Annotated in this window: 18 protein-coding genes; 17 read left to right on the plus strand and 1 reads right to left on the minus strand. The window is 62.1% G+C overall.

What is annotated here, in order from left to right; all coding sequences use genetic code 11:
• Positions 1-10 precede the first annotated feature (10 nt).
• From AC0L3P_RS00760 to AC0L3P_RS00840, 17 genes are all read left to right on the plus strand, one after another.
• Positions 11-385: an HdeA/HdeB family chaperone gene (locus AC0L3P_RS00760; protein ID WP_275168302.1), complete on the plus strand. Its 375-nt coding sequence runs from the start codon at positions 11-13 to the stop codon at positions 383-385.
• A gap of 106 nt (positions 386-491) precedes the next feature.
• Positions 492-1,436: a formylglycine-generating enzyme family protein gene (locus AC0L3P_RS00765; protein WP_275168411.1), complete on the plus strand. Its 945-nt coding sequence runs from the start codon at positions 492-494 to the stop codon at positions 1,434-1,436.
• Positions 1,437-1,473: 37 nt separating this feature from the next.
• Entirely contained in the window at positions 1,474-2,874 is a 1,401-nt protein-coding gene (locus tag AC0L3P_RS00770; protein ID WP_275168301.1) for a DUF3300 domain-containing protein, read from the plus strand.
• Between the two features lie 126 nt (positions 2,875-3,000).
• Positions 3,001-4,572 (plus strand): arylsulfatase, encoded by a 1,572-nt coding sequence (locus AC0L3P_RS00775; RefSeq protein ID WP_275168300.1) that lies wholly within the window; start codon positions 3,001-3,003, stop codon positions 4,570-4,572.
• Between the two features lie 66 nt (positions 4,573-4,638).
• Complete coding sequence (locus AC0L3P_RS00780) at positions 4,639-5,676, plus strand: AAA family ATPase (RefSeq protein WP_275168299.1); 1,038 nt, start codon at positions 4,639-4,641, stop codon at positions 5,674-5,676.
• A gap of 8 nt (positions 5,677-5,684) precedes the next feature.
• Positions 5,685-6,671 (plus strand): DUF58 domain-containing protein, encoded by a 987-nt coding sequence (locus tag AC0L3P_RS00785; RefSeq protein WP_275168298.1) that lies wholly within the window; start codon positions 5,685-5,687, stop codon positions 6,669-6,671.
• Positions 6,664-7,149: a DUF4381 domain-containing protein gene (locus AC0L3P_RS00790; protein ID WP_275168297.1), complete on the plus strand. Its 486-nt coding sequence runs from the start codon at positions 6,664-6,666 to the stop codon at positions 7,147-7,149. Before AC0L3P_RS00785 ends, AC0L3P_RS00790 begins: the two co-directional genes overlap by 8 nt.
• Complete coding sequence (locus AC0L3P_RS00795; RefSeq protein WP_275168296.1) at positions 7,142-8,140, plus strand: VWA domain-containing protein; 999 nt, start codon at positions 7,142-7,144, stop codon at positions 8,138-8,140. The genes AC0L3P_RS00790 and AC0L3P_RS00795 overlap by 8 nt, the downstream gene beginning before the upstream one ends.
• The gene (locus tag AC0L3P_RS00800; RefSeq protein WP_275168295.1) at positions 8,133-9,656 is read left to right on the plus strand and encodes a VWA domain-containing protein; all 1,524 of its coding nucleotides are present in this window, start codon (positions 8,133-8,135) and stop codon (positions 9,654-9,656) included. The genes AC0L3P_RS00795 and AC0L3P_RS00800 overlap by 8 nt, the downstream gene beginning before the upstream one ends.
• Complete coding sequence (locus tag AC0L3P_RS00805; RefSeq protein WP_275168294.1) at positions 9,653-11,047, plus strand: BatD family protein; 1,395 nt, start codon at positions 9,653-9,655, stop codon at positions 11,045-11,047. Before AC0L3P_RS00800 ends, AC0L3P_RS00805 begins: the two co-directional genes overlap by 4 nt.
• Positions 11,048-11,190: 143 nt before the next feature.
• On the plus strand, positions 11,191-12,807 hold the full coding sequence (locus AC0L3P_RS00810) for an arylsulfatase (protein ID WP_473300884.1): 1,617 nt from the start codon (positions 11,191-11,193) through the stop codon (positions 12,805-12,807).
• 104 nt (positions 12,808-12,911) lie between these two features.
• Complete coding sequence (locus AC0L3P_RS00815; RefSeq protein WP_275168292.1) at positions 12,912-13,421, plus strand: hypothetical protein; 510 nt, start codon at positions 12,912-12,914, stop codon at positions 13,419-13,421.
• 153 nt (positions 13,422-13,574) lie between these two features.
• Entirely contained in the window at positions 13,575-14,933 is a 1,359-nt protein-coding gene (locus AC0L3P_RS00820; RefSeq protein WP_275168291.1) for a DUF1254 domain-containing protein, read from the plus strand.
• A 105-nt stretch (positions 14,934-15,038) separates the two neighbouring features.
• A complete protein-coding gene (locus AC0L3P_RS00825) occupies positions 15,039-15,278 on the plus strand; it encodes a DUF3302 domain-containing protein (RefSeq protein WP_473300808.1) in 240 nt (79 codons plus the stop codon).
• A complete protein-coding gene (locus AC0L3P_RS00830) occupies positions 15,278-16,219 on the plus strand; it encodes an HlyD family secretion protein (protein WP_275168289.1) in 942 nt (313 codons plus the stop codon). Before AC0L3P_RS00825 ends, AC0L3P_RS00830 begins: the two co-directional genes overlap by 1 nt.
• Before the next feature lie 64 nt (positions 16,220-16,283).
• Positions 16,284-16,721: a hypothetical protein gene (locus AC0L3P_RS00835; protein WP_473300885.1), complete on the plus strand. Its 438-nt coding sequence runs from the start codon at positions 16,284-16,286 to the stop codon at positions 16,719-16,721.
• 315 nt (positions 16,722-17,036) lie between these two features.
• The gene (locus tag AC0L3P_RS00840; protein WP_275168287.1) at positions 17,037-18,941 is read left to right on the plus strand and encodes an adenylate/guanylate cyclase domain-containing protein; all 1,905 of its coding nucleotides are present in this window, start codon (positions 17,037-17,039) and stop codon (positions 18,939-18,941) included.
• On the opposite strand, the gene AC0L3P_RS00845 is transcribed toward AC0L3P_RS00840, so the two are convergent.
• Positions 18,931-19,983 (minus strand): SphA family protein, encoded by a 1,053-nt coding sequence (locus AC0L3P_RS00845; RefSeq protein WP_275168286.1) that lies wholly within the window; start codon positions 19,981-19,983, stop codon positions 18,931-18,933. The genes AC0L3P_RS00840 and AC0L3P_RS00845 overlap by 11 nt on opposite strands.
• Positions 19,984-20,111: the final 128 nt, after the last annotated feature.

Below are 20,111 nucleotides of genomic sequence, written 5' to 3' on the forward strand. Positions count from 1 at the left end.
AGAGCCAACGATGACGATCAGAAGACGCCAAGATCTCCAGCAAGAGGTGATATCCGTCGTGAAGACAATCTTCGTCGCCATCGCCGTCGCGACACTTGCAGCGTCAAGTGCGCGGGCACAAACTCCGCTTTCGGCCTATGCTGATTCAAAAGGCTTTGTCGACGTGCAGGCGCTGACATGCGCGCAGCTCGCCGGAACGTATCAGGAAGACGCCGATATGCTGGCCGCGTGGTATAGCGGCTGGTACAACGGTCTGGCTAAGAAGCACTTTGCCCACATCACACGGGCAAAGTCCGGAGAGCATCAGCTCATCCTCTATTGCAGGGCCCATCCAGATCTCAAGATCGTTGAAGCGATCGACACGCTCCTGAAGAACGAGAAGTAACTCGGCAATGGTGCCCAAATCATTACCGCGCCGGGGCATGGAGTCCGTACCAATGTTGTCGTCTGCCAAACTCGCAGTCGATCCTCATGCGGGCTCAATCGAGGGCATGGTTTGGGTCCCTGGCGGGACGTTCCACATGGGATCGAACGACCATTATCCCGAGGAGGCGCCCGTTCATCGCGTGGCGGTGGACGGGTTCTGGCTCGATCGTACCCCGGTGACGAATCGACAATTCAAGCAATTCGTCAACGCCACAGGTCACGTGACGACGGCGCAAGTAACCCCGGATCCGAAGGACTACCCCGGCGCACGTCCCGAAATGCTCTATGCGGGCTCGCTGGTGTTCTTGCCGCAAGCGAAGATCTCAGACCTGCGCGACTGGAGTCAGTGGTGGTCATTTATGAAAGATGCGAACTGGCGCCACCCTTATGGCCCGAAGAGCAACATCAGGGACCTCGATGATCATCCGGTCGTGCACGTGGCCTATGCCGATGCGCTGGCCTACGCGCAATGGGCGGGCAAGGACCTCCCGACGGAGGCCGAATGGGAATTTGCCGCGCGCGGTGGCCTGGACGGCGTGGAATACGCATGGGGCGATGCATTCGTGCCGAACGGCAAGCATATGGCCAACACCTGGCAGGGGAGCTTCCCGGCTCAGAACCTCTGCGAGGATGGTTTTGAGCGCACCTCGCCGGTGATGACATTTCCGCCGAACAATTACGGCGTCTACGATATGATCGGGAATGTCTGGGAATGGACCTCCGATTGGTGGTCGACCAGGCATGAGGCCGATGCAGCCAAGGCGTGTTGCATTCCGCAAAATCCGCGTGGCGGGCCCGAAAGTGCGAGCATGGATCCCCGCCTGCCCCATATCCAGATTCCACGAAAGGTCTTGAAGGGCGGCTCGCATCTGTGCGCTCCCAATTATTGCCGTCGCTATCGTCCGGCCGCGCGGCATGCAGAACCGATCGACACGTCGACGAGCCATGTGGGCTTCCGATGCATTGTGCGCGCAGGACCTCGCGAGGGGGGTCAGTCGCGCAATTTGTGATGGCCATTCGCCGACTTGGCCGGAAGGAGACGAGACGATGTTTGAACGGATCGTGCAGGCGCTGCGCACTTCGCTTGTCTACGTAGGCATGATGACCCTCGTCCTGGGCCTTCAAGATGTGCCCGCATTGGCGCAGGCGCCGGCACCTGAGGCGTCGCCAGCCGCTCCAGCGAGTCCGCCTCAAACCCAAACCCCGCCTCAACCCCAAGGCGGCGGCGCGGCTCCCGGCGCGAGCCCAAGCCCTGCGCCTGCAACGAGTGCGGCCCCGCCGCCGACAGCCGCGCTGACCCAGGGACAGATCGAACAACTGGTCGCGCCGATCGCGCTCTATCCCGATTCCTTGCTCTCGCAAATCTTCATGGCTTCGACCTACCCGCTGGAGGTGGTGGAAGCCGCACGCTGGTCGAAGGAGAATACGAACGTCAAAGGCGAGGCGCTCGAGGACGCCATGCAGAAGCAATCGTGGGATCCGAGCGTGAAGGCGCTCGCCGCAATTCCACAGACTTTGCAGATGATGAACGACAAGCTGGAATGGACCCAGCAGCTTGGCGATGCATTTCTGGCGCAGCAGCAGGACGTCATGGATGCCGTCCAGAAATTGCGCGCGCAAGCGGATGCCGCGGGCAATCTCAAGTCCACGCCACAGCAGAAGGTGACGAAATCTGCGCCGCCGGCCGGTGTTGCGCCGCCGCCGGGTATGCAGCAGGCCATCGCCATCGAACCCGTCGACCCCGACACTTATTACGTTCCGGTCTATGATCCCGGCGTCGTCTACGGCGCATGGGATTATCCAGCCTACCAGCCGTTCTACTGGTATCCGCCTGGCTATGTTGCAGCAGGGGTGATCGGCTTTACCGCCGGCGTCGCGGTGGGCGCCGCGATCTGGGGACGTTGCGACTGGTGGCGGCGCGACGTGAACATCAACGTCAATCGTTACAACCGGTTCAATCGCACCAGCATCGTCAATGGCGGATGGACCCATAATCCGGCGCATCGCGGTGGCGTGGCCTATCACAATGCTAACGTCGCGGCCCGCTTCGGCGGCGGCAATACGGCTGCCGCGCGGGAAGCTCTGAGGGGTCGCTCAAATCCGGGTCAGCGGAATTTTTCCAACGCAGGCAGGGGTCCCAAGAACGCTGGCGCGCGGCCGGGAGGCAATCGCCCGGCGAACGTCTCGCGGGGTGGTGGCCATAAGCAGGCTGGACGCGCGCGGAGCGGCGCGGGCAGGCACGCCGCTGGCTCGGGGCGGCACGTCAGCCGTCCTGGCGGCGGTGCGCGCCCTCACATCAACCGTGGCGGCGGTGCACCGCAGATTCATGCAGGCGGCGGTGGTGGGCCGCGATTTCATGCGGGCGGCGGCATACGCGGCGGTGGCGCGATGCGCGGTGGCGGCGGCCATGGTGGCGGCTTCCATGGAGGCGGCGGTCGCCGTCGGTAGCACTCTGACAGTCAGGCGTAGTCAACTCGAAGAAGCAGGGAAAAGCTCATGAAGTTCGAAAAGAAAGACCATTGTCGGGGTTCCGGGATGAATGAAGGTCCCAATCGCCATTCCCGGTCCGGCGGGATGCTTCGAACTATCTTCGCTGCAGCGCTCGTTGCAACGAGCCTCTCTCCTCTCGTCTGCTCGCCCGCATCTGCGCAACAGCCCAACGTCGCAAAGCCGAACATCCTGGTGATCTTCGGCGACGATGTCGGTCAGTCCAACATCAGCGTCTATACGCGCGGATTGGTCGGTTACAGGACGCCGAACATCGACCGCATCGCCAACGAAGGCATGTTGTTCACCGACTATTATGCGGAGAACAGCTGCACAGCTGGACGCTCCACATTCATCACCGGCCAGGTCTGCCTGCGTACCGGCCTTTGCAAGGTCGGCATTCCCGGCGCCACGGTGGGCCTGCAAGATCGTGACGTCACGATCGCTCAGGCCATCAAGGCGCGCGGCTACGCTACCGGACAGTTCGGCAAAAACCATCTCGGCGACCGCGACGAGTTCTTGCCGACCAAGCATGGCTTCGACGAGTTCTTCGGCAATCTCTACCATCTTAATGCCGAGGAAGAGCCCGAACGGCCCTACTACCCCAAGAACGATACGACATTCACCAAAAGCAATACGCCGCGTGGCGTGCTCAAGGCCTCGGCCGACGGCAAGATCGAGGACACCGGCCCGCTCAACAGGAAGCGGATGGAGACGATCGACGACGAGACGACGGCTGCGGCTATCGACTTCATGCAGCGGCAGGCGAAGGCCAATAAACCATTCTTCACCTGGATGAACACGACTCGCATGCACGCGTTTACTCACGTTCGTCCGTCAATGCAGGGCCAGAGCGGCATGCCTGGCAACGAATATGCCGACGGCATGATCGAGCACGACGGCGATGTCGGCAAGCTGCTCAAGGTGCTCGACGATCTCGGCATCGCCGACAACACCATCGTCGTCTACACCACCGACAACGGGCCCAATCAATGGTCGTGGCCGGACGCAGCGACGACGCCGTTCCGCAGCGAGAAGGACACGAATTGGGAGGGTGCATTCCGGGTGCCGGCAATGGTCCGGTGGCCCGGGCGCGTCAAGGCTGGCGAAGTCTCGAACGAGATGATCTCCGGTCTCGACTGGTTCCCGACGCTGCTGGCGGCAGCTGGCGACACCGATATCAAGGACCGGTTGCTGAAGGGCACCGATCTGGGCGGCAAGACGTTCAAGGTGCACCTCGACGGCTACAATCAACTGCCGTTGTTGACAGGCCAGGGCAAGTCCGCTCGGAACGATTTCTACTACTTCAATGACGATGGCGAGATGGTCGCCTATCGCTACAACGACTGGAAGCTCGTGTACTGCGAGCAGCGGCAGCCGGGTGGCTTTATCGTGTGGGCCAACCCGTTCACATGCTTGCGGGCGCCGAAGGTCTTCAATCTGCGGATGGACCCCTTCGAGCGTGCCGATGTTGTCTCGGATCAGTACTACGATTGGCTGGCCAAGAATGCCTACCTTCTTCAGTACGGCACCTGGCGGGTGGCGCCGTTCCTTCAGACCTTCAAGGACTATCCACCGAGCCAGCGCTCCGCGAGCTTCAGCATCGACCAGATGATCGAGGCGATGATGAAGACGCTCGACAAGGCAGGGACGAAGTAGGGGTCGCAAGCACAATGCCCTGGTCGCCAATCGCGGCGGCCGGGCATCATTCAATCAATGAGAGCCATGCCGGAACCTCGCATCAATAAATCGAGTGCCGCGACAGAGCCCGAAAGTTCAAAGGGAGCTTCGGCCGCCCGCGATGCCGTGCTCGAGCTGAAATCGCGGATTGGAAAGTCTGTGCTCGGCCAGGACCATCTCGTTGAAAGCATGCTGATCGGGCTGCTTGCCAACGGCAATCTGCTGATCGAGAGTCTTCCCGGTCTTGCCAAGACCCGTGCGGTCAAGACACTGGCGAAACATCTTGCGGCCGATCTGTCGCGCGTCCAGTTCACGCCGGACCTGCTGCCGTCGGATGTGACCGGTGCGGAAATCTATGTCCAGACCGAAAAGGGCGGCCAATTCGAGTTCCAAAAGGGACCGATATTCGCCAATCTGGTGCTTGCCGACGAGATCAACCGCGCGCCGGCCAAGGTGCAGTCGGCGCTGCTGGAGGCGATGGAGGAGCGCCAGGTCACCGTCGCCGGCAAGACCTACAAGATGCCCGACCTGTTCATGGTGCTCGCGACCGAGAATCCGATCGAACAGGAGGGCACCTATTCGCTGCCGGAAGCCCAGCTCGACCGCTTCCTGATGCATGTCGTCATCACCTATCCCGATGAAGCCGTCGAAGGCGAGATCATCAAACTCAATCGCAACGAGAACGCGCAGAAGCCGAAGGATCACGCTGCGGAGCCCGCGCCCATACCGCAGCAGGCCGTCCTGGACGCGCGCGGCGAGATCGACGGCGTTTTTGTCTCCGACCTTGCCCAGAAGTACATGGTCGACGTGATCTTCGCGACGCGCTTCCCCAGCCGCTATGGCGATCCGCTGGGCAAATGGATTCAAGTCGGCGCCAGCCCGCGTGGCAGCCTCGCGCTCGATCGGTGCGCGCGTGCCCGCGCCTGGCTCGACGAATACCAGTTCGTGACGCCAGACCACATCCGCGCGGTGATCCACGACTGCCTGCGGCATAGGCTGATCCTCAGCTACGAGGCCGTGTCACAGGGGATTACGCCCGACCAGGTGATCGACAAGATCATCGAACTGGTTGCGTCAGCCTGAGGCCGTCAATGACCGAGACATTAGCCAAAACGCCTGGTGTCTATGTCGGTCTCGACGATCTCATCGCGCTCGAACTCCGCGGGAGCAAGATTTCGTTCCTGCCGCGCCAGCCCGTGCACAGCCTGCTGTCCGGCCGCTTTGCCTCGCGCGTGCGTGGCCGTGGTCTCAGCTTCGAGGAGATCAGGGACTATCGCGCCGGGGATGATGTCCGCTCCATCGACTGGAAGGTGACAGCACGGCTGCAGAAGCCCCATATCCGCGTCTTCAACGAGGAGCGCGATCGGCAGGCGGTCCTCCTGGTCGACCAGCGCCTGTCGATGTTCTTCGGCAGCCGGCTTGCGATGAAATCGGTGACCGCGGCGCAAGCCGCGGCGATCGGCGCATGGCGCGTGCTCGGTGTCGGCGACCGTGTCGGCGCCATCGTATTCAACGACAAGGATCTGATCGAGGTGAGGGCGCGGCGCAGCCGGGCAACCGTGCTTCAGATCCTGTCGGCCATCGTGACTCAGAACCAGGCACTCGGCGTCGGGCGCGGTCTCGTTTCCGCGCCCACGATGCTAAACGCGGCGTTGGAGCATGCGCGGCGCCGCGCCCTGCATGACGCGCTCGTGGTCGTGATAAGCGATTTCGATGGTGCCGACAATGCGACGCGCCAGATGATCGGCGCGATGGCGCAGCACAATGACGTCGTAGCCTTGCTGGTCCATGATCCCCTGCAGAGCGATTTGCCGCCTTCCGCCAGCATGACCGTGACCGATGGCGAGTTGCAGATCCAGCTCGAGGTTGGTCGCGACACCGTTCGCAAGAGCATTTCGCAGGCCACGGAGGAGCGTCTGAAGGGCGTGTTTGCGCTGACGCACGAGCTCGGTGTTCCCGTGCTGCCGCTCAGCGCAGCCGAAGGAACTCCAGCGCAGCTTCGCCGCCTGCTCGGCGGGATGCCGGCCAGGCACGGACGCGGCGGCGGTGGCCAAAGGACGGAGGCGACCCTTGGCTGACGCTCAACCCATCGATCCCGTTGCAGGGCTCATCGATATCCCACTGCCCCCAGAGATCAGCCTGTGGCCGCAGACCTGGGAGGCGCGGATTGCGATTGTGCTGCTGCTTGCGGTCGTGGTCGCTGTGCTCTGGCGCCTGGTGCATTATCGGCGCGTCAATCGCTATCGCCGGGAGGCGCTCGCCGAATTGCGGTTGATGGCGGAGACGAGCCCCGCTGGGCCTGAAGATTTGCTGACGCGACTGACCCTGCTGGTCCGGCGGACTGCGCTCGCGGCATTTCCGCGCGAGCAGGTGGCATCCCTGGCCGGCCCGGCATGGCTTTCCTTCCTTGACCGTTCTTATGGCGGGCAGGAGTTTTCGCAAGGTATTGGGCGCCTGCTTGTCAGCGGGCCCTATCAGAAAATTCAGCCGGACGAAGCCGAGCTGAAATCGCTCTCGAATCTGGTGTGCCGCTGGATCGGGGGACACCATGCTTGAATTCGCCTGGCCATGGATGTTTCTGCTGCTGCCGCTGCCGGTCCTCGTCTGGTGGTTGTTGCCGCCTTACCGCGCGCAACAGGCCTCGATCCAGGTGCCGTTCTTCGAGCGGTTGGCCGCCGCGACCGGGCAGACGCCGCAACGGGGTGCCGTGGTACTCGAGCGCCGCGCCGTGCAGATGATCGCAGCGATCGCGATCTGGATTCTCCTGGTTGCAGCCTTGGCCAAGCCGCAATGGGTCGGCGATCCCGTGACGCGGGAAGTTTCCGCGCGCGACCTGATCCTGGCCATCGACATCTCGGGATCGATGGAGCAGCGCGATTTCAAGGCGCCTGACGGCGCGACGCTGACGCGCCTCGACGGCGTCAGGCGCGTCATCAAGGATTTCATCGCGCGGCGGAAGGGCGATCGCATCGCGCTGATCCTGTTCGGCACCAGGGCCTATGTGCAGGTCCCGTTCACGCAGGATCTGCAGACCGCGCAGCAATTGCTCGACCAGACCGCCGTCGGCATGGCGGGCCAGCAGACCGCGATCGGCGATACTATCGGGCTTGCCATCAAGACGTTCGTGACGAGCACGGCAAAACAGAAGCTTCTGGTCCTCCTGACCGACGGCAACGACACGGCAAGCCGCGTGCCACCCGAGCATGCCGCGGATATCGCACGCCAGAACGACGTGACCGTCTACACGATCGGGGTCGGCGATCCCGCGGCATCCGGCGAAAATCGCGTCGATCTCAGCGTACTGCAGTCCGTCGCGAGCACCACCGGCGGTCATTCCTTCCGGGCCGAGGATGGTATGCAGCTGCAGGCAATCTATGCCGATATCGACCGGCTCGCGCCGGCCAAGCTCCAGACGCTGTCGTGGCGGCCGAAGCTGCCGCTCTTTCAATGGCCGCTCGGCGCGGCCGTCGTCCTCGGCCTGTTGCTGTGGATCGCATTGCTGCTCGGCAGCGAATGGCGCCGGGTGAAGGCTGTCAGCCATGCATGACGCCGCCGCCATATCGTTCCACCTGCTGCGTCCGCTGTGGCTCGCCGCACTCATACCGGTCGCCGCCGTGTTCGCGCTCTTGCTCTGGCGACAAAGCGTACGGGCGCAATGGGGCGGTGTGATTGCGCCGCATCTCCTAGCCCATCTGATCGTTCAGCCCGGCCCGGGGCGCAGCGTCAATCCGCTCTATCTCGTCGCGGCCGCCATGACGATCGGCATAATCGCGCTGTCCGGCCCGACCTGGCGGCGCGAGTTGCCGCCCTTCGTCGAGGACAAGGCACCGCTGATGATCGCGCTCGCGGTCGGGTCCTCGATGAGCGAGAGCGACGTCGCGCCCTCGCGCCTCGAGCGCGCCAAGCAGAAGATTGCGGACCTCCTCGCGGCCCGTGCCGGCGCCAGAACCGGTCTCGTCGCGTATGCCGGGACCGCTCATCTCGTGATGCCCTTAACCGATGACCGCGCGGTCATCGCGCCCTTCCTCGCCGCGCTGGCGCCGGGATTGATGCCGGCCGATGGCAAGGACGTGGCCGATGCGGTTGCCCTGGCCGCACAGTCGCTCGCGACCGAGCCGGTTGCCGGCACGATCATGGTTGTTGCCGACGACCTGGGCACCGCCGACGCTGCCGCGATCCGGCAGGCGGCTGGGCGCAACAATCTCGTGATGCTCGCCGTGGCCGCGGGCACCACATCCGCTGCACTCGGAAGCGACGCCGTCAAGGTCAGCATAGATGGAAGCGACATCCTGCGGCTGGAGCGGCGGATCGAAACGCGCTTTCAGTCCGCGCAGGGCGATGCTTTTGGCACGCGATGGCAGGACGAAGGCTTTTGGCTGCTGCTGCCGCTCGTGCTGCTGATCCTGCTTTGGTTCCGGCGCGGTACGACCGTGGCATGGGTTGTTGCCCTGCTCATCGTAACGCATGCCGGTCAATCGCGGGCCGGCGAGGCCTTGCGCGTCATTAATCTTTGGTTGACGCCGGATCAGCAGGGCCGGCTCGCGTTCGACCGCGGCGACTATCGCGCCGCCGCAACGCTATTTGCCGACCCGATGTGGCGCGGCCTTTCCGCATATCGCGCCTATGATTTCATTGTGGCTGCGCAGGAATTTGCAAAGGTCAAAACCCTCGATGGCACGTTTGCGCTGGGCAACGCCCAAGCCCAAAACCACGCCTTCGAAAAGGCGATCGCGGCCTACGACGACGTGCTGAAGGTGCAGCCGAACAATGTCGCCGCCAAGAGCAATCGTGCGATCGTGCAGGCCGCTCTCGACGCCAAGGAGACGAAGCGGCGCAAGCAGGAGCAAGGCGATGACTCGCCGCCGGATCAGAAGGCCGACGAGATGCGCATCGATCCCAAGCAGAAAGGCGGCAAGACGATCAAGGTTACGCCGCAGGACGTCACGACCGCAGGGGCGGCGGAGGCCTGGATGCGCCAGGTGCAGACTTCGCCCGCAGATTTCCTGAAGCTGAAATTCGCAGTCCAGGCGGCGGCGCCGGTGCAGAAGGGAGCGTCGCCATGAGGTGCTGGCTCGCCGTCTTCGCCGTTGCGATCGCGCTGCCGTCGCAAAATGCGCTCGCGCAGCAGGCTGTTGGGCCCGAGCCGGTCGTCAAAGTGACGATCGATCCGCCACGCGTCGTGGTCGGGCAGCCGGCGACGATCCATATCGTCGTGCTGGCGCCGAACTACATGACGTCACCGCCCGAGTTGCCGGGCTTTCAGGTGCGCAATGCCGTGACGCGGCAGCTGCAGAGCGTCAACACTAACGAGCAGCGGGACGGCGTCGCTTACGCGGGCGTGCAGTTCGAATACGCCATCTATCCGCAGGAGCCCGGCTCCTACGCCGTCTCCGGCCAGAAGGCACATATCAAGTATGCGGCTGAGCCACCGGCGACGCGCGAGGTCGACGTCACGCTGCCCGATGTTTCCTTTGAGGCTTTCATTCCCGACGCGGCCGTCGAGCTGCAACCCTTTTTGTCTGCCGGCAAGCTGACGGTCGAGCAGGAGGTCAAGCGCTCGTCGGATCAGCTCAGGGCCGGCGATGCCGTGACGCGCACAGTGACGATCAGGGCGGAAGGTACGCCCGCGATGCTGCTGCCGCCGCAGTCGTTCGCGACGATCGACGGGCTGAGGCTCTATCCGGCGCAGCCGTCGCTCGAGGACCGCACGGACGGACGCACCGACGTCATGACGTCGACCCGGATCGATTCGGCGACCTACATGCTGGAGCGGCCCGGCGATTATGTGCTGCCCGCGATCGATTTCGGCTGGTGGAATGTCGGAAGCGGTAAAGTCGAGACGGTTCATCTCGATGTCGTGCCGTTGAAGGTCGCGGTCAATCCCGCTGCGCTCGGCACGGCGCCTGCTGGCGGGTCGAGCAGGAGTTGGACCTGGGATGGCTTCGTCGACTTCGCCGCAGAACACTGGCCATTCGCACTGCTCGCCGTTCTCGGCATCGCCGCACTCGCGTGGTTCGGACCGGGCGTGGTGCGGCGATTCGCCGACCACCATCGCAGGCGGCGACAGGCTAATTTGCAATCCGAAGCCTTTGCCTTCGGTAGGCTTCGTCGCGCGGTTCGTCACCGCGATGCAAGGGCCGCGTACTTCGCCTTGCTCGACTGGTTGCCGCATCTGGATGCAGCGCCGCCGGACAATACGCTTGGCGCTTTCAAGGCGATTGCGCGCGACCCTTCGCTAGACCTGCAGCTTGGGGTTCTCGAAGGCGAACTATTCGGAGCTCAGCGCGACGCAGGCCACTGGTCACCGAGTCAATTGTGGCGCGGCGTCGCCGTCGCCCGGCGCAGCGTGCGCTCGCGCGCGCGGGTCCACACGAACACACGTCTACCCCAGCACCTGAATCCGGCCGCGGCTTCTAGCGCTTCGGCTTACGTGGGCAGAAAGCCTGCCCGATGAGCGAAGGAGGAGGCCGAGCAAGCAGACTGCAAGACCCGAACCAACGACCGTAATCAAAGTTGGACATCAAGGAGCGCCGAATGAGCACCGAGAAGAAGCAGGACAACACCGTCGCCGATCCTACCCATGCTGACAATTCCACCATGAACCGCCGCGCCGTGCTGCTCGGCTCGTCATCACTTGTCGCCGCAGCGACGTTAACATCGCAGGCACTCGCACAAGCGCAAAAGGCGGCTCCCGCAGCAACTCCGGCGCCAGGCGCCTCGGGCCGCAAGCCGAACATACTGGTCATCTTCGGCGACGACATCGGCATCCCGCAGATCAGCGCCTATACCATGGGCATGATGGGATATCGCACGCCCAACATCGACCGCATCGCGAGCGAAGGGGCGATCTTCACCGACGCCTACGGCCAGCAGAGCTGCACCGCCGGCCGCGCCTCCTTCATTCTCGGCCAGGAGCCATTCCGGACCGGCCTGCTCACGATCGGCATGCCCGGCGATCCCCACGGCATCCAGGACTGGATGCCGACGATCGCCGATGCCATGAAGACGCAAGGTTACGCCACCGGGCAGTTCGGCAAGAACCATCTGGGTGATCGCGACGAGCATTTGCCGACGAAGCATGGCTTTGACGAGTTTTTCGGCAATCTCTACCATCTCAATGCCGAAGAGGAGCCGGAGGGCTATTTCTATCCGAAGGATCCGAACTTCCGGAAGCAATTCGGTCCGCGCGGCGTCATCAAATCGTCCGCTGATGGAAAGATCGAGGACACCGGTCCGCTGAATACAGCGCGCATGCCGACGGTCGACGAGGAATTCCTTGGCGCAGCCAAGGACTTCATCGGCCGGCAAGCCAAGGCGGACAAGCCGTTCTTTGTCTGGTTCAACTCGACGCGCATGCACGTCTTTACCCATCTGAAAAAGGAATCGCTGGGCAAGACCGGCAAGGGCATCCATGCCGACGGCATGGTGGAGCATGACGGGATGGTGGGAGAGCTGCTCAAGCAGCTCGACGATCTCGGCATCGCCGACAACACCATCGTACTCTACACGACCGACAACGGTGCCGAGATCGCGCTGTGGCCCGACGGAGCCATGACGCCATTCCATGGCGAGAAGGGCACGACGTGGGAAGGCGGCATGCGCATTCCCATGATGGTGCGCTGGCCGGGCGTGGTGAAGCCCGGTACCCAGTACAACGACATCATCTCGCTGATCGACTGGTTTCCGACCTTGGCCGCAGCGGCAGGGATCCCTGATGTCAAGGAGAGGATGAAGACCGGTTTCGCGGGTGCCAACGGGAAGAACTTTAAGGTCCATCTCGATGGATACAATTTCTTGCCGTACTTGAAGGGCGATGCCAAGGAGGGCCCGCGCGACGCGATCTACTACTTCGATCAGGGCGGCAATCTCAATGCCATCCGGTGGAAGGACTGGAAGCTGAGCTTTGCCTCGTCGAAGGGAAACATCGCAACAGGCACGCGCGAGGTGACGGCTTGGTCGTTGATCACCAATCTGCGCATGGACCCATACGAACGTGGTCTGGAAGAAGGCGGAGAGGCGATGAAATTCCTTGCCCAGAACATGTGGTTGATCGTGCCGGTGCAGGGCAAGATCAAGGAGTTCTTCTCCGATTTCGACCAGTTCCCCTATCAGGAAGGCAGTTCGCTGAACGCGGGCAGCATCAACTACGGAATGCTCCGGCAACAGGCGGCGCTGAAACGGCTCAACGAGCTTGAAACGCTCAAGCCGCGATAGGAGACGGCCAGGGATGACGGCGCGGCGAAAAAGGCGATTGCCGATTTCGTCGCGCGCGTCGCAACACAACGATACCACCGTAAACAATCTCAAGAGGTGCTTTGATGTCCAATCACACCCGCACGATATCGTTCGCAACCGCCGTCCTGATGGTCACGTCGAGCGCTTCCATGCCGGGCGGAATTGCCTTGGCGGCGCCGCTGTCACCCGCGACAATTCACCAGAACATCAGGGCACCGCCTGATCTCATCGAGGTGCGCGCTGCCGGTCACCGCGGCGGAGCTGCCGTTGGCCCGCGCGGTGGCGCCGTGGTGCACCGCGGCGGCGCCGCGGTCGGCCCTCGCAGCGGAGCCTATCACGGCCGAACCGCGGTCCGCGGGCCGCGCGGCAATGTCGCGGTTCGCAGCACCACGGTTGTGCGCGGAGGCGGCGGCTGGGCACGGCCCGGCAACTACCGCTGGCCAAGAGGCGGCGCTATCGCCGCCAGTGCGGCGATCGGTTTCGTGAGCGCGGCCACGGCGGCTGCCTGGGCGGGTGCGGCACCCGCACCCGGCATGTGTTGGTACTACACCGACCCGTCCCGGACACAGGGATTTTGGGATTATTGCCGGTGATGCGGGGCCGTCCTGAGGCGATCGCCTTTGAAAGCAGCCGGGCCTTCAGCGGCCCGGTCCGGGACGTTGACGCAAGCGGGATGACACCTGCGATCGCCGATCAGGGCGCCGACAGGGGCAAGCGATCGATTCAAGTTCGAAAAATGAGGTTCGATGATGTTTCTTCGTGCTGTGGCAGCTGCTGCTTCCCTATTCGTGATCTCGTCAACATGCGCGTCCGCGCAATCCGTCTCCTCGGCCGAGGCCAAGGCGATTGCGAAGGACGCCTATGTCTATTCCTACGCGATGATAGAGAGCTATCAGACTTGGCGCACCCAGGCGGTCGACAAGGCCGCAAATGGGTATGTCGGCGGCTTCAACGTGTTCCGGCATTATTCGGAGCCGTTCACGCCTGATAACAAGGACATCGTGACGCCGAACAACGACACGCCGTACTCCTGGGCGTGGCTTGATTTGCGCGCGGAGCCGATGGTGGTCAGCGTGCCGTCGGTTCCGAAGGATCGTTACTACGTGATGCAATGGATCGACCTGTTCACCCAGAATTTTGCTTACATCGGCGTGCGATCGACGGGCTTCGGCGCCAGCAACTACCTGATTGCCGGACCGAAATGGCGCGGCAGGAAGCCGGCCGGAATCAAGGACGTGTTCAAGTCTGAAACCGAGATCGTCGGAACGCTGACGCGTACCGCGCTGCAGGGACCCGAGGACGTTCCGAACGTCAAGGCGATCCAGGCGCAATACAAGCTTCAGCCGCTGAGTGCCTTCCTGAAGCAGCCCGCGCCGCCGGCACCGCCGCCGATCGAATTCCCGCTATATGACAAGGCCAAGGCTCGCACCCATGATTTCATCGGCTATCTGAACTTCCTGCTGCAATTCGCAGAACCGCCCGTTCCAAGCGAGTTCGCGATCCGCAAGCGCTTCGAGAAGATTGGTATCGGACCCGACCGGCCGTGGGACGCTTCGAAGGTCGATCCCGCGACGCTCGCTGCGATCGATGCCGGCGTGAAAGAAGGGCAGGCGGAGATCGATGCACTGGCAGCCAAGACCTTCAGCACCAACGGTCTGTTCGGTTCCCGCGCGCAGTTGAAGACCAACTATTTGCAACGCGACGTCGGCGCCATGAAGGGACTTTACGGTAACTCGCTCGAGGAAGCCTGGTACGGCGGCTACGTTTGCGACGGCAGCAAGTCGGCCATGGTGCATTTTACCAAGCCCAATCTGCCTCCGGCAAAATTCTTCTGGTCGATGACCATGTACACGATCCCGGACCGGTTTCTCTACGCCAATCCGATCAACCGCTACTCGATCGGCGATCGTACCAAGGGCCTTCAATACGGCAAGGACGGCTCGCTGACGATCTATGTGAGCAACGCCTCGCCGGGAACGGACAAGGAGAGCAACTGGTTGCCGGCGCCGGCGGGGAAGTGCAGCCTGGTCGCGCGCGTCTATGGCCCGAGCAAGGCTGCCATGACCGGGGCATGGAAGCTGCCGCCGCTGGAGCCGATGCAATGAGGAAGGGCTGGACTGTACCGTACGCCTTTATCGGCCAGGGCCTGAGATCATGACCGGCAAGAGGGATATTCCAAGAACCGCAGCCGGCCAGCTAGAGGATTGCCAATGAGCGGTTACGACATCTTCGCCTGGATCGTGCTCGTCATCCTGCTGGTGAGCGCGATCGGGGTCGTCTGCATCGCGGGTTGGTTGCCGGGGCACATCGCGAAATCCCGCAACCACCCCTACGCGGAGGCGGTGACAGTCGCCGGCTGGATCACGCTGTTCTTCGGCTTCGCCCTGTGGCCGGTTGCGCTGATCTGGGCTTATGTCGACGTTCCCGCGCGCAAGGCGGGAGACGTCTGATGGCGGTCGCGATTCTCAATATCTACCTGTTGCTGCTGTTCTTGCTGGTGCGCTTCAAGATCGTGCCCTTCAATGCGTTCTGGAAGGCCTCGCCCTTCATCGTGCTGGTGCTCGTGATGTTTGGCCTCCTGGTTCCGATGGGCTGGGGCGCCCCGCAAGGCAACGCGCTCGTGGCGCGCAATGCCGTCTCGATCGTGCCGGAAGTGGCGGGCGAGGTGATGGACGTGCCGGTGGTGGCGAACACTCCGCTGAAGACCGGCGACGTGTTGTTCAAGATCGATCCGACGCCCTACGCGGCACAGGTGAAAACCATCGAGGCGCAGTTCAAGCTCGCCAAGACGCGGCTCGGCCAGATGACGCAACTCTACGAACGCGACGCCGGCCGCGCCTTTGACGTCGAGCAGCGCCAGGCTGAGGTCGACCAGCTCGCAGGGCAGCTCGAGGCGGCACAATGGAATCTCGACAAGACTGTCGTGCGCGCACCGGCCGATGGCTATGTCACCAATCTTGCTCTCCGCAAGGGGGCGCGAGTGGGGACTTTATCACTGTCTCCGGTGATGGCCTTCATCGACACCTCCAACACCATCATCGGCGTCGAGATTAACCAGATCGATGCGCGCTACGTCGGGCCAGGGCAGGCCGTCGAAGTCACTTTCAAGTTCGCGCCGGGACAAATCTATGCCGGCAAGGTCGAGAGCGTGCTTCAGGCGATCGCGACCGGCCAGATCCAGACCTCGGGTACGGCGGTGGTGTCGAAAGCGATCGAGGCCGCTCCTTTCATCGTGCGGGTCAAGCTTGATGACGGCGCCTTTGCCGACCGCCTGCCGGCCGGCAGCACCGGAACGGCCGCGATCTACACCGAGCATTTGAAGCCGACCCACATCGTTCGCCGCGTGGTCCTACGCCAGCTCGCAATCCTCAACTACGTCAATCCGTTCTAGGGAGAATCGGTCCATGCGGAAGAGGATCGTCAGAGTGCCTGATGCTTTTGCAAGAGGAGAGGTCATGAGAAGAATTGCCATTTGCGCTGCTCTGGTTGCTGCCCTGTTCGCAGGGATCACATGCTTCAGTTCGGCATCGCGAGCCGATACGGGAAGGGTCGCTGTGGTCTTCACCAAGGGCGGGTTCATTGTCGGGGTGGGTGGGGGCGAAGGCGTGCTGATCTATCACGGCAGGCAATACCCCTTCACCGTTTCGGGCATGAGCGTGGGCTTCACGATCGGCGCCTCGACGACTAGGCTCACGGGACGGGCGCTTAACCTCAGAGGACCTGCATCATTCGAAGGCAGCTACAGCGCAATCGGCGCCGGCGGCGCGATTGCGGCCGGCGCGGGTGGTGTTCAGCTCCAGAATGGCAACGGCGTGATCCTCCAGCTCAGTGGACCGAGAGTCGGGGCTGAAGTGTCGGCGGCCGTCGGCGGGGTCACTATTCGATTGAAATAGATATGCGCGATGAAGCTGCGCCCTCATCGCGGCTGGATGGGCGATGTCGCCATCCGGATGATTGTTGACCGCCACCCAGGGTTACGATTTGCGGCGGTCCAGGGTGTCTGGTTCTGAATGGAAGCCGGATGCGGGATGCAAATGGAGAACAGCGGCTGCAGTCATGCAGCCGGCTAAAGAAAGAGGAAAACGCGGGTAAAGGCTCGTTGGATTCCATCTCGTCGATGGCTGCTCCGGAGTTTTTCGGCATCTGCGAATGCGGGTGTGTGCGGTGGATGTGCCATGAGTTTTCGTGTCACTCTTACGACCTCAGTCATGTTGATGATCGGCCTGTTGGCCGCTCTGCTGGTTTTTGTCCAGATCCGCACGCTCGATCTTGCTATTGAAGACGCCGCCTCCTCGACGATGGAGGCGGCCAGCAAGAACACGATTTCGCTGCTGCAGTACCAGGTAGAGATGCTCTCGCGGGCAACCCGAACGCTGGCTTTCAGTCCGGCGATTGCCGGATCAGACGAGCCGGACGCCGCGAGTTCGTCGGCGGCGCTGATGAGAAACAATCTTTTACAGTGGCCCGCATTGGACAGCATCTATGTCGGTTATGGCAACGGCCACTGGCTCCAGGTTCAACGGTTGGTCGGCTTGAAGGGCGAGCAGCGCAGTCGGGTGGGAGGTCCACCCGAAGCGGCATTTGCCGTCACGGTCACCCGCTGGAATGGTGCTCAGGAAATGCCGACCACGCGCGTGTTTCAGGACGCGACCGGCAACCGGATCGCACAAATTGAAATACCGCCACGCGGCTACGATGCCCGGCAGCGCGATTGGTACCTCAATGCCCGGGAAACCGGGCAATTAGTCGCCTCCGCGCCCTATCTTTCGTTCAATCTGCGCGTCCCTATGATCACGTTCAGCGCGCCTATTCAAGGATCAGCGTTGGGAGTTGTCGGCGTCGATCTCAAGCTCGACGTCTATAGCGCTTCGGAGCCGATCCTGAAGTTCGGCAAGAGCGGCTATCTCTCGATCTTCGACGCCAGTGATACCGTGATCGCGCACCGCGACTACGCCGCCATGTTTGCTCGTTCGTCTGCCAATCCAAACGGCGCCAGGCTTCCAAGCACGGATGATCTCAAGGGCAGCATCGAGGGCGAGATCATCGCCGAGTGGGACAAGGCGAGTCCCTATTGGTGCAAGCTGCGTTGGAGCGACCACAAGGTGTATTTTGCTCGCCTCGAAACCATCGCCATTGGTCCAACATTGACGGGAAATGTTCTGCTTGTCGCGCCTGAGGATGATTTTGCTTCTGGCATCAGAGATCTCAACAGGAGGGCGAAGATCCTGGCGGTGATCGCATGCTGTCTGTTCATCCCGGCGGCCTGGATTTTCGGCAGCGGAATGTCAAAGACAGTCAAGGACATCACGGTCGAAGCAGACCGCCTCCACACCATGGCGCCGCCGCCAGGCCGGCCGATCGGATCTTTCGTCACGGAGCTCAATACCCTGGGCAGGACGATACACAAGTCTCAACGCGCCATCTGGTCGTTTTCGCGGCTCGTACCGCGCGAGATCGTCCGAGGTGTACTCGACTACTCGATCTCCACAGAGCTTGGCGGCAAAAGGCAGGAGATCACGACCCTGTTCACCGATGTAAGAAACTTCACCACCATCGCCGAAGCAGCCGATCCCGATACTCTCATGCAGCAGACGTCTCGATACTTCTCGGCCCTGACGGACGTGATCCTAACGCAGGGTGGCACAGTCGATAAATTCATCGGTGATGCCGTGATGGCGTTTTGGAACGCGCCGAATCCGCAAGCCGATCATTGCGAGCGCGCATGTCGTGCCGCGCTGCAAGCGAAAGCCGTCAACGAAGCCATCAATCGTCAGTTCGACGCAGAGGGATTGCCCCCGTTCCACACGCGCTTCGGAATCCATGCCGGCGAGGCCGTTGTCGGCAATGTTGGTTCGTCCGAACGCATGAACTACACGGCACTCGGCAACGTCGTGAATCTCGCCGCGCGACTGGAAGGACTGAACAAGGACTACGGAACGCAAATTCTGGTCAGCGACGCCGTGCACGCACGGGTCAAGCATCGCTTCCGCTGCCGGTTCGTAGATTCGGCCGTCGCCAAAGGAATGGCTGCCGAGACCCGGGTCTACGAGCTCCTCGAGGAGAAAGCTGACGGCGATGTCGAGGATTCGAACCCGTTGAATCCTACTTTGTGATCGAATGTTTCGTTGGTGTTACGGTTGACGTGGGGGCGGCATTCGAAATAGCGAAGGTCAACCACACGTTCCAGCCGTCCGGGCGATTCTCTGCCGCGAATTCTTTGTAACCCTTCAGGTTCAGATACCCCTGCTTGTCGCCGATTGGAAATAGATAGCCCAGTTGAGGACCTGCACCGAGAACGCGCGACCTGAATCCGCCCAGAAATGGTGCCGCGCCGAAGTCGTCGGTGATCTGCTGATAGGCATACCCGACGAGGCCGACAAAAAGCTGCTTGGACAGGAAGTGCGATGCTCCCCAGTCGAAGTGGAAATCGATGCCGTTTTGATATTGTGTGGTCGGATTCTTGAAATTGTAGGTGAACCCGGCGACGCCGGAGAACTCGTTGCCTGTCGCCGGATTGAGGTAGGTATAGCCGCCGCCCAGATCGATCCCGCCATGCCCAATGCCGATGTTGGATAGACGTGTCGATTCGTAGGCGCCCACGGGAATGTCGCCGAATCCGTACACCATATAGTTGTGAACACCCTGGTTCCACTTCAACGAGATCAGCGGATAGAGGTCACCTACGCCGGTCAGTGAATCCGACAAAAATCCATTGCGTGTCGCGACGATTGGTCCAACCTGCGCGGTCAGCGTGCCGGCGATGCTGGTGTCGAGGTGGCCGACAATCCCGGTGACGCCGACGGCAAGCTGACCGCCGAGCACCGGCGTGGCGAACGTATATGTCGGTGCAACAAAAAATAAATCGCCATTGGCCTTGAGATTGGCGTTGAGACTGACGTTTGCCGTTGCAGGGACTTGGCCTATCTGGATTTGACGTGCTGCCGCAACGTTGCCTGAAGCTTCCACGCTGGTGTGATAGGCCACCATCCCGAGCGACCAGCCGGGAACGGCCGGCGCAGCAGCGAGGCTGCCGAACTGGCCCGGAAGCCAAAGCGAAACACCATTTTCATCCGCGCGAGCTGCTTGAGAAAACAACGCCAGCGCCGCGGAAGCGGCGATCGCGATTCGGCAGACAGTTGAGAAAACAATCTTCATTGTACCCCCGAACGCCGTCAAGATCACAAGTAGAGCAGAATCGAAGCCGGGAATCTGTAGCCGTTCGGTCACAAGTCGCTGCGAAATCGAAGTGGATCTTTGCAGTGCATCTCCAAATGTGCCGGCCT

It is taken from the genome of Bradyrhizobium sp. WSM4874, assembly GCF_055811835.1.

Excerpts from the sequence above, each read along its gene's own strand:
- AC0L3P_RS00760 (WP_275168302.1), top strand. The coding sequence starts at position 11 with ATGACGATCAGAAGACGCCAAGATCTCCAGCAAGAGGTGATATCCGTC.
- AC0L3P_RS00765 (WP_275168411.1), top strand. The coding sequence starts at position 492 with ATGGTTTGGGTCCCTGGCGGGACGTTCCACATGGGATCGAACGACCAT.
- AC0L3P_RS00770 (WP_275168301.1), top strand. The coding sequence starts at position 1,474 with ATGTTTGAACGGATCGTGCAGGCGCTGCGCACTTCGCTTGTCTACGTA.
- AC0L3P_RS00775 (WP_275168300.1), top strand. The coding sequence starts at position 3,001 with ATGCTTCGAACTATCTTCGCTGCAGCGCTCGTTGCAACGAGCCTCTCT.
- AC0L3P_RS00780 (WP_275168299.1), top strand. The coding sequence starts at position 4,639 with ATGCCGGAACCTCGCATCAATAAATCGAGTGCCGCGACAGAGCCCGAA.
- AC0L3P_RS00785 (WP_275168298.1), top strand. The coding sequence starts at position 5,685 with ATGACCGAGACATTAGCCAAAACGCCTGGTGTCTATGTCGGTCTCGAC.
- AC0L3P_RS00795 (WP_275168296.1), top strand. The coding sequence starts at position 7,142 with ATGCTTGAATTCGCCTGGCCATGGATGTTTCTGCTGCTGCCGCTGCCG.
- AC0L3P_RS00800 (WP_275168295.1), top strand. The coding sequence starts at position 8,133 with ATGCATGACGCCGCCGCCATATCGTTCCACCTGCTGCGTCCGCTGTGG.
- AC0L3P_RS00805 (WP_275168294.1), top strand. The coding sequence starts at position 9,653 with ATGAGGTGCTGGCTCGCCGTCTTCGCCGTTGCGATCGCGCTGCCGTCG.
- AC0L3P_RS00810 (WP_473300884.1), top strand. The coding sequence starts at position 11,191 with ATGAACCGCCGCGCCGTGCTGCTCGGCTCGTCATCACTTGTCGCCGCA.
- AC0L3P_RS00815 (WP_275168292.1), top strand. The coding sequence starts at position 12,912 with ATGTCCAATCACACCCGCACGATATCGTTCGCAACCGCCGTCCTGATG.
- AC0L3P_RS00820 (WP_275168291.1), top strand. The coding sequence starts at position 13,575 with ATGATGTTTCTTCGTGCTGTGGCAGCTGCTGCTTCCCTATTCGTGATC.
- AC0L3P_RS00825 (WP_473300808.1), top strand. The coding sequence starts at position 15,039 with ATGAGCGGTTACGACATCTTCGCCTGGATCGTGCTCGTCATCCTGCTG.
- AC0L3P_RS00830 (WP_275168289.1), top strand. The coding sequence starts at position 15,278 with ATGGCGGTCGCGATTCTCAATATCTACCTGTTGCTGCTGTTCTTGCTG.
- AC0L3P_RS00835 (WP_473300885.1), top strand. The coding sequence starts at position 16,284 with ATGAGAAGAATTGCCATTTGCGCTGCTCTGGTTGCTGCCCTGTTCGCA.
- AC0L3P_RS00840 (WP_275168287.1), top strand. The coding sequence starts at position 17,037 with ATGTTGATGATCGGCCTGTTGGCCGCTCTGCTGGTTTTTGTCCAGATC.
- AC0L3P_RS00845 (WP_275168286.1), bottom strand. The coding sequence starts at position 19,983 with ATGAAGATTGTTTTCTCAACTGTCTGCCGAATCGCGATCGCCGCTTCC.